This window comes from Candidatus Methanocrinis alkalitolerans (assembly GCF_029167205.1).
Lineage (GTDB): Archaea > Halobacteriota > Methanosarcinia > Methanotrichales > Methanotrichaceae > Methanocrinis > Methanocrinis alkalitolerans.
In genome coordinates this window covers 1-13,871 of the sequence record NZ_JARFPL010000049.1, presented here as the reverse complement: position 1 = coordinate 13,871, position 13,871 = coordinate 1, and the positions used below count along the sequence as shown (strand labels likewise).

Below are 13,871 nucleotides of genomic sequence, written 5' to 3'. Positions count from 1 at the left end.
CAGAAAGTGGATATAGTCCAGGTCGCAACACTTGGGTGGATTCAATTTTATACGTCACCTCATATTTGTGTTTGTATTTGGATGGACCGAATCATCTAAATATCTTCCGTCAACTGCGTAAGTCCTAATTATAATAACGTCGATATTAGGTCTACCTCCGCGTTCGGTATTGTTTTTGTACAGGCCATCAGCTATATGCGAAAATCGTTTGCATTCAACCAATCCTGCTATGGATAGCAGCTTATCACCACGAGGCAGGACGTTCTTGTTATATTCGTGCATGATGGAAAAGTCTATTAAGTTTCTCATGTAAGTTTATATAGTTATAATAGTATATAAACTTAACCATTGATTAGGTTTTTCGAAATCTTCATACAACTCTGCTCATGAAAACAGTCGGTTCAGGATGGGATTAATTCCCAAGCCAACTTTTAGAACAATTCATTCGGTCTTCCGGATTATATGGCCTTATTGTACACAAAATTGATTTGAAATCTCACAATCCGGAAATAATATTGGACAAAACAGAAAACGTTATATCTACAACCCTAGGTGGATTACCTCATGGGCGAATATCTGGTGAGGTGTCTGGGATGCGGGCGGATCCACCCGCCTCACGCCCTTGCCTGCGAAAATGACGATTCCCTCCTCAGAACCGAGTACGCATCAAAGAGGCTCGCCCTGAGGGGCGATCTTTCCGGCCTCTGGAAGTTCTACGACTGGCTTCCTGTGAAGGAACCTCTTCGCGGATCGGGGGAGAAGCCCGTCACTTATAAGAGCGAGGGGCTCGCCCGGGCGCTGGACCTTGAGGAGCTCTACATCAGCTTCAGCGGCTACTGGCCCGAGAGGGGGGCGAAGATGACCACCTGCAGCTTCAAGGACCTGGAAGCTCCTCCCACGGTGGAGAGGATGATGGAGGCGGAGGACGCGAGGGTCCTGGTGGTCGCCTCGGCGGGAAACACCGCCAGGGCCTTCGCCCAGGCGGCCTCTGCAGTCGATCTGCCCCTGGTCCTGGTGGTGCCGGCCTCGGGGATCCACCGGCTATGGATCGATGGGGATCTCCCTGAGTCAGTCTTGGTGATATCGGTGAAGGGGGACTACACCGAAGCCATCGACCTCGCCAGCCGCCTCGAAGCCCATCCCCGGTTCGTCGGCGAAGGCGGGGCAAGGAACGTCGCCCGGAGGGACGGAATGGGCGTCGTCGTTCTGGACGCCGCCCTCTCGATGAAGTCCCTCCCCGAGCATTACTTCCAGGCGATCGGCTCCGGCACCGGCGGTATCTCCGCCTGGGAGGCCTCCCACCGCCTGCTGGGAGACGGCCGCTTCGGCCGGCGCCTCCCCAGGCTTCACCTCGCCCAGAACAGCCCCTGCGCCCCCGTCTACGCCGCCTGGACCGGCTCGATGCTGGAGGCGGGCCGATGTCCCGGCGGGATGTACGACGACGTCCTCTACAATCGAAAGCCCCCTTATGCCGTCAAGGGCGGCGTCCGGGAGGCGCTGGAGGAGACGGGTGGCGAGGTTTACGGGATAACAAACCAGGAAGCGAGAGAGGCTCAGAAGATCTTCGAGGAATCTGAGGATATCGACATCCTCCCCGCAGCGGCTGTGGCCGTCGCCGCCCTTTTGAGGGCTGCGAGATCCGGTGCGGTGGCAAAGAGAGATCTCACGCTGCTGAACATAACCGGGGGCGGGATCTCCCGGGCGAAAGAGGAACTTAAGATGAACTATCTAAAATGTGATATAGAGGTCTCACCATCGGCCTTCAGATCAGAATCCACATCTACATCTTACAGCGACCTTCTGGCCGAGATCGACGAGATCCTGGGAAGGAGGGGCTGAACCATGACGACGGACCGGGCCTGCACCCTCACTATAATCGGGGGATTCGATAAAGACGGAAACCCGGACTTGGTGGAGAGGCTGGAGATGCACCGGGGCGAGGTTATAGGTATAGTGGGGCCCACGGGATCGGGAAAGAGCTCTCTTATAGCCGACATCGAGCAGTTCGCCTTAGGAGACACCCCCTCGGGCCGGAAGATCCTGATCGACGGCTGCGAGCCCAGGGCTGAGATTAGGTCCGACCCCCGAAAGAAGCTTATCGCCCAGCTCTCCCAGAATATGCACTTCCTAGCCGACATGAGCGTCGATGAGTTCCTCAGGATGCACGCCAAGAGCAGAGGGAGGTCTCCAGAGGTGGCGGAAAGGGTGATCGAGCTCGCCAATACCCTCACCGGAGAGCCGGTACGTCACGACCACCACCTGACGATCCTGAGCGGTGGCCAGTCGAGGGCCCTCATGACCGCCGACATCGCCGTCATCAGCGATTCGCCGATCGTCCTCATCGACGAGATCGAGAACGCCGGGATCAAGAAGAAGGAGGCCCTCGAACTTTTGGCAGGAGAGGGTAAGATCGTCGTCGTCGTCACCCACGACCCGATGCTCGCCCTCATGACATCCCGGAGGGTCGTGATGAAGAACGGAGGTATGGTAAGGGTGATCGAGACGAGCGCCGAAGAGCAGAAGGTATGCGAAGATCTGGCCAAGGTCGATGACTGGCTAATGGACCTCCGGGAGACGATCAGGCGGGGCGAGGTGGTGGAGGCCGCAATTTGAAGCTCGCGGTTTTGGCTGGAACCCCCGGATCGGGCAAGACCTCCGTTCTGATCCACGCCGCCAGGAGCCTCAAAAGGGATGGGCTCCGGCCCGCCGTAGTCAAGATCGACTGTCTCTGGACCGAGGACGACAAGAGGTTCCAGCGGCTCGGCGTTCCCGTGGCCGTAGGCCTCGCCAAGGACATGTGCCCCGACCACTACTCGATATACAACGTCGACGAGATGCTCGACTGGGCGCAATCTCAGAAGGCCGACCACCTCCTGAACGAGACGGCGGGGCTGTGCCTCCGGTGCGCCCCTTACCCCGACAAGTGCCTCGCCGTCTGCGTCATCGACGTCACCACGGGGCCCAACGCCCCCCTGAAGGTGGGGCCGCTCCTTACCACCGCCGACGTCGCCGTCATCACCAAGGGGGATATGGTCTCCCAGGCCGAGAGGGAGGTATTTCGGGAGAGGATTCTGGAGGCGAACCCCGGTTGCAGAATCGTAGAGGCGAACGGCCTTACCGGGAAGGGCGCCGCAGAGCTGGCGGAGCTTATAAGGGGCGGCCCCGAGGTCGGCGATGATATGCTCCTGCGCCACAACCCGCCCCTCGCCATATGCACCCTCTGCACCGGAGAGCTTCGGGTCTCAAAGGAGCACCACCGAGGAGTCCTCCGCCACCTCGATGGCTTCATGGAGTACTTCGGGGAGTAGAGCGATGAATATGAACCGAGGCTATGGAGGCTTTGAGGGGCTTGCCCGGATATGCCTTGCGAATTTATGATAGAGGGACGGTGCTCGTGAGATGAAGGAGATAGAAGATCTTCTCCCCGGCTACAACTGCGGCGAATGCGGCTTCAGAAACTGCCGAGAGTTCGCGCGGGCTTTATCCCGGGGGCCGGATGAAGGTACCGACATCGACCTCTGCCCCTTCCTGGGCCGAAAGAAGCATCTCGAAAGAAGGGCCGAGATCGAGGTAAAGCTTCCGGAAATTAGACGCAGGTGGGCGGAGGGAGAGGTCGATGAAGAGGCGGAGATCCGGGGTGTCATCGACGGCATCGTCGCTGACTTCGCTCTCGCGCCCCTTCCCGGGGAGCCTGCCTGCCGGGAAGATCTCCTCGCCATCGACCGGGACGCCCAGTTCAATGTCGGGGACGTCATCCGCTACCGCCCCCTCGGCTGCCCCATAACTCATTTTGGAAAGATCATCAAGATAGATCACGGCCTCGTCACCGTCCAGATGGTGGGGCCCCGCCAGCTCCTCGGCGACGAGAACTTCGCTCCAAAGGATGTGGGGGTCTGCATGGTAGCTGCCTTCGAGGGGATCGTCAGCAGGGGCCGGATCCCCGAAGTAGGCGAGACGGTCAGGTTCCTTCCGGAGCACTGCATGATGCAGAAGGTCCATTCCGGAGTGATCGTCCACTCCGAGGGGAAGATGGTCAGGATCGAGGGGATCGACCTGAAGGTCTGGTGAGGAGGAAACCTCGCCAAAATAGCCGTTAAATATAATACTGAGTTATAACGAGATAAAAAATGGATAAAGAAATTCCAGCCGAGGGTTAAATCCCGCTCAACGGGTTTTAAGATCGAATATAGTCATGAGGTGGAGTAGCATGAAATCTGCGAATGGATCCGGATCGGGAGGGCTTAAGATCCTCTTAGGATGTCTAGTCTTGATCTCTTTGACCGGCATTTCTGGGTCGGCACAGGGAGAACAGGAAGGAGAGATCGTTGGGTATGGGTTCGGTTTGAAGGAGTATGCTGAGGTAAGCTTTGCCATCCCCGCAGAGTTTGATGAGATGGTCCAGGCCGAATCCCTCGAGGAGGGGAATTACTCAGAAGGTAAATACGTGGGGGCTTCTGTCCTTTTCGATGAAAGCAGGGTCTCTATTCTGCTTTTGTACCCGTGTGACCTTACCGGGGAGGAACTGGACGCCTTTGACTTAGTATCCGCTTTAAATGGTTTCAATAAAGCTTACGATCAGGCGGTTTACAGCGAAGATCCCATCAATATCAGCGGCCAGCAGGCCTACGTAGGACAGCTGGAAGGCCAGTTGATTATAGTATATCAGCCTTCGGATCTGACCGTTTCAGCCATATTCATCGACGAAAACATCAACGAAGAGGCATTGGACTATTTCGTACCGTCTCTTCAGATAAACGTCGACGAAGCCATCACTCCCCTATATCCTGAGTACTGCGCTGGCATCCAGACGGAAACGGCAGCTCCAGCTCCAGCTCAGCCGGCGACTGAGGTCGTCCAGACCGCTCAGCCAGTCCAGGCCGAACAACCCGCCCAGACCGAGGAGGCGGTCCAGCCGGCGGCCACCTTCGACAAAGCGAAGATAGACGCCGAGGTGGCGGAGACCGTCGAAAGATTTGAGGAGATGTTTGGGCGGAAGCTCTCGTTCTGATGAAGGCGGAGGCCGGCCCCAAGGCCGGACGCCTTCCATTCTATCGCCGGCTCCCTCTCTTGAAAGGTGAAATTTGAATGATGGACGCGAGCCCCTCTGAGGCGGTTTTTATGGGGATGAAGAGAGCGGGGGTAGACTTCGTCGTCAGCGTCCCTTGCGTCAACCTTCGGGAGCTGATCCGTCTCGTGGACGCTGACCCCGAGATGGAACACGTCCCCGTCACCCGGGAGGAGGAGGGGGTTGGGATATCTGCCGGGGCATACATGGGAGGAAGAAGGACCGCTCTCTTGATGCAGAACTCAGGCCTCGGCAACAGCATCAACGCCCTCGCCTCGCTGAATGGTCTGTATAAAATTCCGCTCCTGATGATCATCAGCCATCGAGGGGGCGAAGGGGAGACGATAGCAGGCCAGGTTCCCATGGGGAGGCTGACCCCGAGGCTTCTGGACGCCATGGGGATCCCTCGATTCTCGCCCGTTCCGCAGGAGGCCGAAGAGGTCGTGGCCGGGGCCTGGAACCTGGCCCAGGCCGGGAGAACGCCGGTGGCGGTCCTACTGGATATCGTATTCTGGAGATCGCTCCGGTGAGGCCAGGGTGGAGGCCTCCAGGCCCGGCCCGGATCGACGGGAGTCTCCGACGAAGCACTTTATATTTCAGGAGGGAATATTTCTACTGATGATGAGATTGACGGCGCGCGTCTCCGGCAGGGTCCAGATGGTGGGGTACAGGGCGAGAGTAGTCGGCCTAGCCAGGTCCTCAGGGCTGGTCGGCTTCGTACAGAATCTCCCCGACGGCCGGGTCGAGGTTGAAGATGGAGAACTCTCTCATCCGGGTCGACGATGTGGAGACTGCTTACTCCGAGGCGTCGGGGTCTTTTCCCGGATTTCGCAAGGTAATAGACCCCGAAGAGGTGGGAGACCGTCTGGATGAGGGGGTCGGGATCCTGAAGGAGATCTTGGTAACCGTAAAAGATGGCTTCCGCGATCTGGGCGGGAAGATGGACACGATGCTCGATAAGCAGGATTCTATGCTCGATAAGCAGGATTCGATCGTAAGTGAGATTCAGGGTCTCAGGTTCGACATGAATAGCTACATGAACCAGAGGTTCGAACGGATCGAGTCCGATCTAGCGGAGCTGAAAGCCGCCATGAGAGAGCGGGGGATCATCTGAAACCTCGCCTTGAGGGACGGGTAGAATTATAAAATCATTTTTAGGGCTTTCGGGAGCTCATCAATTTGAAACGGATCGAGGCGATCTCCATCATCGCCCGAGAGGCCGACTCCCAGGGCGCTCTTCTGGTCGGAAATATAGGATATCCCTCCAGAGAATTGTTCGCCGTCGGCGACCGGGCCTCTAACTTCTACATGCTCGGCTCCATGGGCCTCGCCTCTTCCATCGGCCTGGGCCTCGCCCTCGCCCTGCCCAAGTGGCGGGTGATCGCCATCGACGGTGATGGCGCTGTTTTGATGAATTTGGGAACCCTCGCCACCCTCGCCGACCAGGACCCCGATAACTACCTCCTCGTCATCCTCGACAACGGCTGCTACGGCTCCACGGGGTCTCAGCCTACCTGCACCTCCAGGAGGGCGGACCTCGCGAAATTGGCGGTGGGGGCAGGAGTCTCCGAGGTGAAGGTCGCCGCCACAGCTGGGGAAGTTCGCAGCGACATGGCAAAAAAGGGGGTCCTCGTAGTCAAAGTCGAGATCGGGAACGCAGATGTCCCGGTGATCGAGCTCTCTTCTGAAGAGATCATCGAGAGGTTCATGGCGAGATCCGCTCCGTCATCTCCGTCATCCTGAAGCTGCCGTCGAGGATCCTCCCCTTCAGCTCTTCTGCGAGCCTCTCGGCCCGCAGCCGGTCGGACTGCCGCACGACGATGGGAACCTCCCGCCCGGCGAAGCGGAGGGATCCGAGGCGGGCGCTGAAGACGTCGCCGGCGCAGGAGGTGGCGCAGAGGCCGCAGTTGAAGCACCTCCTCCGGTCGAGGATGGGCTTCCAGTCTACAAAGCCGATCGCCCCCGTCGGGCAGATCGCCTCGGGGTGGCAGGCGGTGCACCTCTTGCACCCTCCGGGGTCGAAGCTCACCTCGAGGTCCGTCCCCTCCCAGACGTCCCCGTAATTCGCCCTGCCGATCTCCTTCCTCCCGACGACGTCCATCACCGGGAGGGGTATCGATCGATCGGCTGGGGCGAGGCTATTCAAGATCCGATCGCTGATGACGGGGACGGGGACCGCCCAGGAGGTGACGCATTCGGGTCCGGCGGATGTGGCAAAACCTCCCATGTACTCGGGGTCCATCCCGTGCATATCCGCATACCCCGAGAGATTCGGCCGATCGGGAGAGGATCTCGTCCCCCTCCCCAGGACGAACCCTTCGGCCCCGTTTATGAGAATCCTCGTCCCGACGCCGACCGTCTCCAGGAGGGGGTCGTTCTCCAGGGGGTTCATGCGGCCGCACCCCGAGACGGAGGCGCCCCGCCAGCAGGGATCGAAGGTGGTGGCGTGGAAGATGGTGGCGATCCTCTCCTCGCCGGGGTTGACGAAGGCGGAGTAGTTTCTGAAAGCGTGGCGGGTCCCAAAGAGCCTCGCCGTCGGGATATCGGCGAGTTTCAGATCCACCTCGAGGCAGGAGCCTCCGTCCGTCTCCACCTCCGCCCGCACCTCTTCTCCCTCCACGAGATCTCTGAAGAGGTGGCCTCCGCCATATCGCGGATCGTCTATGCTCTCTGCCGTCCCGAAGACTATGAGGTCTAGGACCCCCAGCCGCTCGTTGGGGCAGGGTCCGACGGTGGCGGGGACGCCGTTGAGCCAGACCCCGATCGCCCGCCGGAAGGAGCCGGGGGGTGCCACGGGGAAGGAGAGGACGGCGTAGGTCCCGCTCATGACAGCCCTGGTGGCGCAGGTTACCACGTCCACGTCTTCGAGGGTCAGTCCATCCCCACCGTCGAGGATCTCTCCCACCTCCCGCGCTGTGAGGACGACCGCCTCGCCCCGGTCCACCTTCGCCCTCATCTCGGAGAAGGAACGGTTCATGATCCCTCCTCAGTCCTCCTGCTTAATGAACTCCGCCGCCACCTCAGATCTGAGGTGATCGATCCCCCTTATTCTGGTGAGCCGCCTATCGGTTCTGATAGAGACCGGGCTGAGGATATCGAAGAGTTGGAAGGCTTCCTCCTCGGAGAAGTAGTGGGTGATGACCCCCCCGCCCCGCTTGAACGTCATCGGCTCCACCTCCACCCCTTTACCCGCCCTCATGTCTTCGACTCCGAACTCCAGGAAGAAGAGCCTGCCTGCGCTCTTCAGTACCCGCGCCGCTTCCGCCGCGGCCCTGCGCCGATCTCCCTCTCGAAGGTGGCCGAGAATGTGGAAGGCGATGACAGCGTCGAAGGCCTCCTCCCGGAAGGGTAGTTGGACCGCGTCCGCCGCGACGAAATCGGGGATGGAACGATTCGGGGTCTGGGGTGATGGCCTCCCTCGCGTTGGATGCCCATCGCAGGATGGATATCGCCCGCAAGACGGTCTGGGTCCAAAGACGGTCTCCTCCGCTAGATCCCTCCCGAGGCGCACCGCCAGGGGCGAGAGGTCCAGGGCGGCGATCCTCCATGGGCGTCTCAGCATCGCCGCCAGAGTCTTGCCGTTTCCGCAGCCCAGCTCCAGGACCTTCGAGCCCGCCGGAAGCTCCGGGAGCTTCGCGGGAGCGCCCCGCCAGATCCTCCCCTTCTCTTGATACTGCCGGTCCCAGGCGAGGAGCCCCTCCCTTAGACCTCCATCTTCGCCGCCTTCGGGTCGTGGAGTTGATGGTTTTGGCATGAGATCGAGTTGGAGGTTCACCACCAAAATCTTTACCATCCACCTCGTCGTTCTCGATCTCAGGTGTTAGTCATGAAACTGAGGAGTGGGGCAATAACGTTGATTGTCATATTTCTATGCCTGGGATTATCCCAGGCGGTCGAGAGCCCTGAAGACGATTACATCGAAGAGACCTGGGGCGAGGACTATCTGAGCCGCGGCCTAGGGAGCTCTCTTGGAGGTTTCGGCTCGTCGACCGGGTACAGCTTCAGCACTGTCTCGGGGTTCGGATACTCCCAGTACGTACAATACTTCTTAACAGAAGAGGAGGTCCCCTCTCCAGAGGGGGGTCCAGCGACCTTCGCGATAACGGGAAACGAGCCCTCGTTCCTCAACTACGGCTGGCAGACGTTGCCTTACTCCGAGTACATCGCCTCCGAGATATATGCCGGATCTAACGAGCTCTGGATCGAGGGCGAGACTGCCTGGACCAGGTATGCGGCCTGCCCTGTTGGGACCTGGCTTCAGATCGTCACCAGAACCCCTGTTGGGGTGACGGTCGATTTCTACGAAATCTCCCCCACCAGCGGCGCAAGGGTCAGCCAACATGCCTTCGGAACATATAACAGGATGGGCTTCTTCGCCGGTGAGGTGGGCAGATACGTCTTGTTCTTCGTCGCCAACAACCAGCCGAGCAACGTCGCCGTCATCGATGTTGGGCCAGAATGGACCCCCTATGGGGTCCCAGGATCTTCTATTCCGGGTTCCGCGATCCCGGGACCCTCTATGCCAGGTTCTTTGATCCCGCCATCGGCAACGGTGCCCTCGAATGCGAGGCCCACCCCCATGCTCACCAGCGGTGACGTCGCCGTCACCCTCCAGTCCCAGAATATGAGGGGCTACGACGTCTACCTCAACGACAACTACGTCGGGACCGACGGGCAGGGCGGCGACGCCCTGGACGGGGTATTCAAGCTGAACGTCGTCGGGGACCAGTGGCACACCATCAAGGTTTGGGACGGCGAGTGGTTCTATGGAAAGCCCAGGTTCTTCGAGCGGCGCACCCCCGTCGTCCTGAAGTTCGAGCCCGCCACCACAGTCTACGTCTATGGTGGGATGTGGTAGTAAAGACAAATGCAGAGGTGAAAGCCCTCTATCCCCTTCTTTTCTATTTTTATTCGACATGAAACTGTCCAATGAGACGGAGATGGGATTTTCGTAGCCCAATCCCATAGCCCAACCCCATCTCCTCCAGCCTATTTTTCAGCCCGACAACTACATGGGCTTTTAACCCACAAGATAGAGCATGATCTCTGTCGAAGTTACAAAACAGGACGCAAGAGACCTCTCCGCTGAGGTCAAAAACCTGCCGGGGGCGCTCTTCGGGGGGAGCGGCCCCCTCCTCCGCCCCTTCCTCTCGCGGCTCGAAGAGATCCTGCCGCCGGAGAAGAGGGGGCGCGGGGACAACTACATCTCCTCCACCCTCAAGGCCCACGTCGACTCCGTCGTCGCCGACGAGGAGCACATCAGAGTCGAGAGCGAGGGGAGGGCGGTCGAGATCGCCAGAACGGAGCTGGCGGCGATCCTCGAGGAGAAGTTTCCGACCCTATCCCACCAGAACCTGAACCTACCCGGCCTGCTATTCCTCCAGTCCGGCCCGGTCCTCCAGGCCTGCACCCTCCAGAGGCTGGCTAGAGACCACGGGGTGAAGGTGCCGGGGGGGCGGCGGACCCTCAGATACGTCTTCCACACCACCGTCGTCTCCGTCGGGGCGGATAGGGAGAGGGTGAGGATCGAGTTCGACCTCGACCGTCTCCCACGACTGCCAGGCGACTAAACTATCAGATGGCGGAGCTTCAGAAGGTGCTTTGGGTTCTGCCGGACCAGGACCTTCAAAAGCCCCTTCAGGTCCAGCTCCGCGACGTCGATTCCGTCGAGGGAGTGGATCATCCGGTTCAGGTCGTCGTCGGTGAGGTCGACGAAGAACTCTTTGACTGCGAAGTTCCTCGATATATGCTTTCCAATCGTCTCCCTCCACATCTCCTCGTAGACCATGAGGGACCTTTTGTCCACCTCTCCACGGGGAACGAGATCTGCCGCGATCTTCCCCGCCATCTTCCCCGCCTTCATGGCGTTGATGATCCCGCCGCCTGTGATGGGGTCGGACTGCCGGGCGGCGTCTCCTACCAGGATCACCCCGTCGGCGACGGTCCTCTCGATGGGGCCCGAGACGGGGACCCCTCCCACCATCATCTCCAGGACCTTACCCTCCGGGAAGTTGGCCTTCATGAAATCCCTCAGAAGTCGTATCGGAGTACCCGAATCGGCCTTCGATCCCAGAATGCCGATCCCGACGTTGGCGAGGGCTCTGCCCTTGGGGAACGACCAGACGTACCCTCCAGGGGCGATATCGTTGCCCAGGTAGAACTCGCAGTAGTCGTCGTCTATCCTCTCGTCCTGGACGAGGAACTGGGCGCAGGTCTCGACGTCCTTCGGCTTGAGGGCGGTCTCGATCCCCGCCCACCGGCCGACCTTCGACTCGACGCCGTCGGCGCCGATGACCAGGGGCGCCTCGATCTTGAGCTCCTCCCCGACGAACTGGGCGACGACCCCCGCCGGGACGCCCTTCTCAGTCAAGAGGCCCAGGGCCCTCGTCTTCACCATCACCTTCGCCCCAGCCTCTGCCGCCTCCTGGGCGAGGGCGCGGTCGAATACCTTCCTCTCCAGGACGTAGCCGACCTCCGCCCCGGCCCTATCCTCTGATATCACGATCTCCGTCCCGTCGGGGGCCCGGATCCTCGCCCCTTTCACCTCGGCGGAGATCCAGGAGGGGTCCGGCTCCACCAGTTTCTTGAGGGCGGCTTTGCTGACGCCCTCGGCGCATCGTACGGGGTCGCCGATCTCCTGCCTCTTCTCCATCATCACCACGTCGAGGCCAGCCTCGGCGGCGGCCTTTGCGGTCATCGATCCGGCGGGTCCTGCCCCCACCACCACGAGGTCGCACTTCATCTCTTCGCCTCTTTATCCAGCTCCAGGGCGCCCAGAGGACAGATCTTGGCGCACCTGCCACATCGGGTGCAGTCGTCGTTCACCTCGATCCAGGTCTCCACCAGCTCCAGGGCGGCGGCGGGGCAGACCCCGACGCAGGCCCCGCAGTAACCGCATTTGTATCTGTTGACCGTAAGCAATGGATCATCTCTCCTCGATAACTAATAGACCACCTTGAAGTCGTCGATCTTCTGGCACTCGACCTCGGATATATCCATGCCGGAGACGAGAGCCTGGGCCGGTCCCGTCTTCATCTGGTTCAGCAGCTCTCCTACATTCTTCCTCTCACCCTGGAGGAGGGCTTCCACACCTCCTCCCGGAAGGTTCTGGACCCGGCCCGCGACCTCCAGCTCCTTCGCGTGGATGGTGACAAAGCGCCTGTATCCAACGCCCTGAACCCTCCCGGAGACTCGGACCCTGATGCATATCATCCGGATCACCTCCGGATGCCGGAGAGGAGGTCCTCTAGAGCCTTCTTCTGATCCTTTGCCCTGATGATCCCCGAGGCGAGGAGGACTCCCACCGACCCCAGATCGAGGGCTGCTAACAGGTCCTCGCCGCGGCTGATACCGGCGCCGCAGAGGACCCCTACATCGGGCTCTATCATCTTCACCGCCTCCACCGATCCCGTCACGACCCCGGGGTCGGCCTTGGAGACGGGGATCCCGCTCCCGATGAGCTCGGGAGGCTCCACCGCTACGTAGTCGGGCCTTAGGGCGGCGGCGGCCCTTGTGGTGGCGACGTTGTTGGTGCATACGATCGTGGTGAGCCCCTCTGCCCTGGAGGCCGAGATGGCAGCCTCGATCTCGGCAAGCTGTAGCCTCCTTTCAGAATGGTTTATGAGGGTCCCGCTCGCCCCCGCCGCCTTGATGGAGGCGACGGTTATGGAGCTGGTGTAACCGCCAGAGCCGACACCGTCGACGTGCTGGGAATATACCGGTATGGATACGCTCTCGGATATGAGGCGGATGTCTGCGGCTTGGGGCACCACCACCATCTCCACGTCGTACAGCTCTGCCACCTCCTCGCAAATCCGAGAGAGGTTCAAGGCAGCCTCGCCCGTGGCCTCTGCATAGGTCTTGAAGTTGAGCACTACTTTGGTCACCATAATCACCTGTGAAATAGATCCCTCGATCACGATCTCTGGGGGCCTGATATATATCTGATGGAGCCGACCGACCGTCTCTAGCCCCCATCTCCGGGAGGTGGTGGGGAATTTTAGCCTTTCAGGCTATCCTTTCCGAGACGGCGATAGAGATCTCGCCATTCAGATCCTGGTCTTTGAGTCCCCTCTTATGAGATAAAATCGTGATGGTGCCATCTGAGTGAGGGGCGGAAGGGACCCAGGAGCCGTCTAGGCAGCCGAAAGATCCGGCCTCATCTGATGGGGCGGTCAGATAAGGGCGGTGGTTTTGAGGATGTACTTTATCAGATCTTCAGAAAGCTTCGTCTCTCTCTTCACCAAAGTTACGATCTCGTCGATCTTCCGCCCCTCTTTCATCAGTTCGGATAACCTCTTTATGACGGACTCGTCGATCTCGTAGTACTCGTCTATGTCCTTTCTGTGCCCCCAGACATCTCCCCGCAGAAGCTCCACCCCCTGGATCTCCAGGAACTGGCGGGCGGCCTTGGACATGGTCCTGTAGTAGGAAGGGGGGGTCTGAACCGCCCGGATCCTTGGGCAATTCTGTATCAGCATCATAACATCCATATTCGATGGCCTGAAGGCCAGATGGATCATCTGCTCAGTGGAGTTCAGATCCGGGATCTCTTCTTTCGAGCTCACAACCCTCAGTCTCATGGTTCATAGAATGAACTTAAAATATTTATACATAGTGGTTATGCTCCATCTCCGAGATCCAGCCCTTCAGAAAGAAAGAGGATTCTGAAAGCCGATTTTATAGTCATTCGCATAAATCTTTATAATGCATATTATTCAATAAAAATTTCTCTATCCAATAACCTGCATAACTTTTGCATTTAGCGAAACTACAAAAGGACTCCGCAATGATACGTTTCATCTCC

The 13,871-nt window shown here is 59.3% G+C and carries 19 protein-coding genes; 11 read left to right on the top strand and 8 right to left on the bottom strand.

Annotation, left to right across the window (positions count from 1 at the left end; all coding sequences use genetic code 11):
* Positions 1-54 precede the first annotated feature (54 nt).
* Positions 55-309, bottom strand: coding sequence for a hypothetical protein (locus tag P0O24_RS11355; protein ID WP_316969872.1), 255 nt, complete (start codon positions 307-309; stop codon positions 55-57).
* Positions 310-564: 255 nt separating this feature from the next.
* Here P0O24_RS11355 and P0O24_RS11350 point away from each other — a divergent pair, with 255 nt between their 5' ends.
* The 9 genes from P0O24_RS11350 to comE all read left to right on the top strand — a co-directional run bounded on the left by P0O24_RS11350 (position 565) and on the right by comE (position 6,808).
* Positions 565-1,839 carry a cysteate synthase gene (locus P0O24_RS11350; RefSeq protein ID WP_316969871.1) on the top strand — a complete coding sequence of 425 codons (1,275 nt, stop codon included), beginning with the start codon at positions 565-567 and terminating at the stop codon, positions 1,837-1,839.
* 3 nt (positions 1,840-1,842) lie between these two features.
* Positions 1,843-2,613: an ATP-binding cassette domain-containing protein gene (locus P0O24_RS11345; protein WP_316969870.1), complete on the top strand. Its 771-nt coding sequence runs from the start codon at positions 1,843-1,845 to the stop codon at positions 2,611-2,613.
* Positions 2,610-3,308 carry a GTP-binding protein gene (locus P0O24_RS11340; protein WP_316969869.1) on the top strand — a complete coding sequence of 233 codons (699 nt, stop codon included), beginning with the start codon at positions 2,610-2,612 and terminating at the stop codon, positions 3,306-3,308. The genes P0O24_RS11345 and P0O24_RS11340 overlap by 4 nt, the downstream gene beginning before the upstream one ends.
* Positions 3,309-3,399: 91 nt before the next feature.
* Positions 3,400-4,068, top strand: coding sequence for a (Fe-S)-binding protein (locus P0O24_RS11335; protein ID WP_316969868.1), 669 nt, complete (start codon positions 3,400-3,402; stop codon positions 4,066-4,068).
* 139 nt (positions 4,069-4,207) lie between these two features.
* Positions 4,208-5,008: a hypothetical protein gene (locus P0O24_RS11330; RefSeq protein WP_316969867.1), complete on the top strand. Its 801-nt coding sequence runs from the start codon at positions 4,208-4,210 to the stop codon at positions 5,006-5,008.
* Between the two features lie 80 nt (positions 5,009-5,088).
* A complete protein-coding gene (comD, locus tag P0O24_RS11325) occupies positions 5,089-5,595 on the top strand; it encodes a sulfopyruvate decarboxylase subunit alpha (protein ID WP_394356781.1) in 507 nt (168 codons plus the stop codon).
* A gap of 88 nt (positions 5,596-5,683) precedes the next feature.
* Positions 5,684-5,938, top strand: a complete 255-nt coding sequence (locus P0O24_RS12565; RefSeq protein ID WP_394356780.1) for an acylphosphatase — start codon at positions 5,684-5,686, stop codon at positions 5,936-5,938.
* The gene (locus P0O24_RS11320; protein ID WP_316969865.1) at positions 5,820-6,179 is read left to right on the top strand and encodes a hypothetical protein; all 360 of its coding nucleotides are present in this window, start codon (positions 5,820-5,822) and stop codon (positions 6,177-6,179) included. Before P0O24_RS12565 ends, P0O24_RS11320 begins: the two co-directional genes overlap by 119 nt.
* A gap of 65 nt (positions 6,180-6,244) precedes the next feature.
* The gene (gene comE, locus P0O24_RS11315; protein WP_316969864.1) at positions 6,245-6,808 is read left to right on the top strand and encodes a sulfopyruvate decarboxylase subunit beta; all 564 of its coding nucleotides are present in this window, start codon (positions 6,245-6,247) and stop codon (positions 6,806-6,808) included.
* On the opposite strand, the gene P0O24_RS11310 is transcribed toward comE, so the two are convergent.
* Both P0O24_RS11310 and P0O24_RS11305 read right to left on the bottom strand, forming a co-directional pair.
* On the bottom strand, positions 6,771-8,042 hold the full coding sequence (locus P0O24_RS11310) for a methanogenesis marker 16 metalloprotein (RefSeq protein ID WP_316969863.1): 1,272 nt from the start codon (positions 8,040-8,042) through the stop codon (positions 6,771-6,773). The genes comE and P0O24_RS11310 overlap by 38 nt on opposite strands.
* A 9-nt stretch (positions 8,043-8,051) precedes the next feature.
* On the bottom strand, positions 8,052-8,858 hold the full coding sequence (locus P0O24_RS11305) for a class I SAM-dependent methyltransferase (protein ID WP_316969862.1): 807 nt from the start codon (positions 8,856-8,858) through the stop codon (positions 8,052-8,054).
* Positions 8,859-8,891: 33 nt separating this feature from the next.
* Between P0O24_RS11305 and P0O24_RS11300 the strand changes: the two genes are divergently transcribed.
* Both P0O24_RS11300 and P0O24_RS11295 read left to right on the top strand, forming a co-directional pair.
* Positions 8,892-9,923 (top strand): hypothetical protein, encoded by a 1,032-nt coding sequence (locus P0O24_RS11300; protein WP_316969861.1) that lies wholly within the window; start codon positions 8,892-8,894, stop codon positions 9,921-9,923.
* A gap of 181 nt (positions 9,924-10,104) precedes the next feature.
* Complete coding sequence (locus P0O24_RS11295; RefSeq protein ID WP_316969860.1) at positions 10,105-10,635, top strand: hypothetical protein; 531 nt, start codon at positions 10,105-10,107, stop codon at positions 10,633-10,635.
* Here P0O24_RS11295 and P0O24_RS11290 read toward each other — a convergent pair.
* The 5 genes from P0O24_RS11290 to P0O24_RS11270 all read right to left on the bottom strand — a co-directional run bounded on the left by P0O24_RS11290 (position 10,632) and on the right by P0O24_RS11270 (position 13,647).
* The gene (locus P0O24_RS11290) at positions 10,632-11,807 is read right to left on the bottom strand and encodes an NAD(P)/FAD-dependent oxidoreductase (RefSeq protein WP_316969859.1); all 1,176 of its coding nucleotides are present in this window, start codon (positions 11,805-11,807) and stop codon (positions 10,632-10,634) included. The two genes, P0O24_RS11295 and P0O24_RS11290, sit on opposite strands and share 4 nt — an antisense overlap.
* Positions 11,804-11,986, bottom strand: coding sequence for a 4Fe-4S binding protein (locus P0O24_RS11285; protein ID WP_316969858.1), 183 nt, complete (start codon positions 11,984-11,986; stop codon positions 11,804-11,806). Before P0O24_RS11285 ends, P0O24_RS11290 begins: the two co-directional genes overlap by 4 nt.
* Before the next feature lie 21 nt (positions 11,987-12,007).
* Positions 12,008-12,277, bottom strand: a complete 270-nt coding sequence (locus tag P0O24_RS11280; RefSeq protein WP_316969857.1) for an acylphosphatase — start codon at positions 12,275-12,277, stop codon at positions 12,008-12,010.
* 5 nt (positions 12,278-12,282) lie between these two features.
* The gene (tpiA, locus tag P0O24_RS11275) at positions 12,283-12,954 is read right to left on the bottom strand and encodes a triose-phosphate isomerase (RefSeq protein WP_316969856.1); all 672 of its coding nucleotides are present in this window, start codon (positions 12,952-12,954) and stop codon (positions 12,283-12,285) included.
* A gap of 285 nt (positions 12,955-13,239) precedes the next feature.
* Positions 13,240-13,647, bottom strand: a complete 408-nt coding sequence (locus P0O24_RS11270; RefSeq protein WP_316969855.1) for a DUF1699 family protein — start codon at positions 13,645-13,647, stop codon at positions 13,240-13,242.
* Between the last annotated feature and the right edge of the window lie 224 nt (positions 13,648-13,871).

Bases quoted from the DNA above. Each gene is read 5' to 3' on its own strand.
- P0O24_RS11295 (WP_316969860.1), top strand. From the start codon at position 10,105: ATGATCTCTGTCGAAGTTACAAAACAGGACGCAAGAGACCTCTCCGCT.
- tpiA (WP_316969856.1), bottom strand. From the start codon at position 12,954: ATGGTGACCAAAGTAGTGCTCAACTTCAAGACCTATGCAGAGGCCACG.
- P0O24_RS11290 (WP_316969859.1), bottom strand. From the start codon at position 11,807: ATGAAGTGCGACCTCGTGGTGGTGGGGGCAGGACCCGCCGGATCGATG.
- P0O24_RS11350 (WP_316969871.1), top strand. From the start codon at position 565: ATGGGCGAATATCTGGTGAGGTGTCTGGGATGCGGGCGGATCCACCCG.
- P0O24_RS11305 (WP_316969862.1), bottom strand. From the start codon at position 8,858: ATGGTAAAGATTTTGGTGGTGAACCTCCAACTCGATCTCATGCCAAAA.
- P0O24_RS11335 (WP_316969868.1), top strand. From the start codon at position 3,400: ATGAAGGAGATAGAAGATCTTCTCCCCGGCTACAACTGCGGCGAATGC.
- P0O24_RS12565 (WP_394356780.1), top strand. From the start codon at position 5,684: ATGATGAGATTGACGGCGCGCGTCTCCGGCAGGGTCCAGATGGTGGGG.
- P0O24_RS11300 (WP_316969861.1), top strand. From the start codon at position 8,892: ATGAAACTGAGGAGTGGGGCAATAACGTTGATTGTCATATTTCTATGC.
- P0O24_RS11320 (WP_316969865.1), top strand. From the start codon at position 5,820: ATGGAGAACTCTCTCATCCGGGTCGACGATGTGGAGACTGCTTACTCC.
- P0O24_RS11355 (WP_316969872.1), bottom strand. From the start codon at position 309: ATGAGAAACTTAATAGACTTTTCCATCATGCACGAATATAACAAGAAC.
- P0O24_RS11330 (WP_316969867.1), top strand. From the start codon at position 4,208: ATGAAATCTGCGAATGGATCCGGATCGGGAGGGCTTAAGATCCTCTTA.
- P0O24_RS11270 (WP_316969855.1), bottom strand. From the start codon at position 13,647: ATGAGACTGAGGGTTGTGAGCTCGAAAGAAGAGATCCCGGATCTGAAC.
- P0O24_RS11280 (WP_316969857.1), bottom strand. From the start codon at position 12,277: ATGATATGCATCAGGGTCCGAGTCTCCGGGAGGGTTCAGGGCGTTGGA.
- P0O24_RS11345 (WP_316969870.1), top strand. From the start codon at position 1,843: ATGACGACGGACCGGGCCTGCACCCTCACTATAATCGGGGGATTCGAT.
- P0O24_RS11310 (WP_316969863.1), bottom strand. From the start codon at position 8,042: ATGAACCGTTCCTTCTCCGAGATGAGGGCGAAGGTGGACCGGGGCGAG.
- comD (WP_394356781.1), top strand. From the start codon at position 5,089: ATGGACGCGAGCCCCTCTGAGGCGGTTTTTATGGGGATGAAGAGAGCG.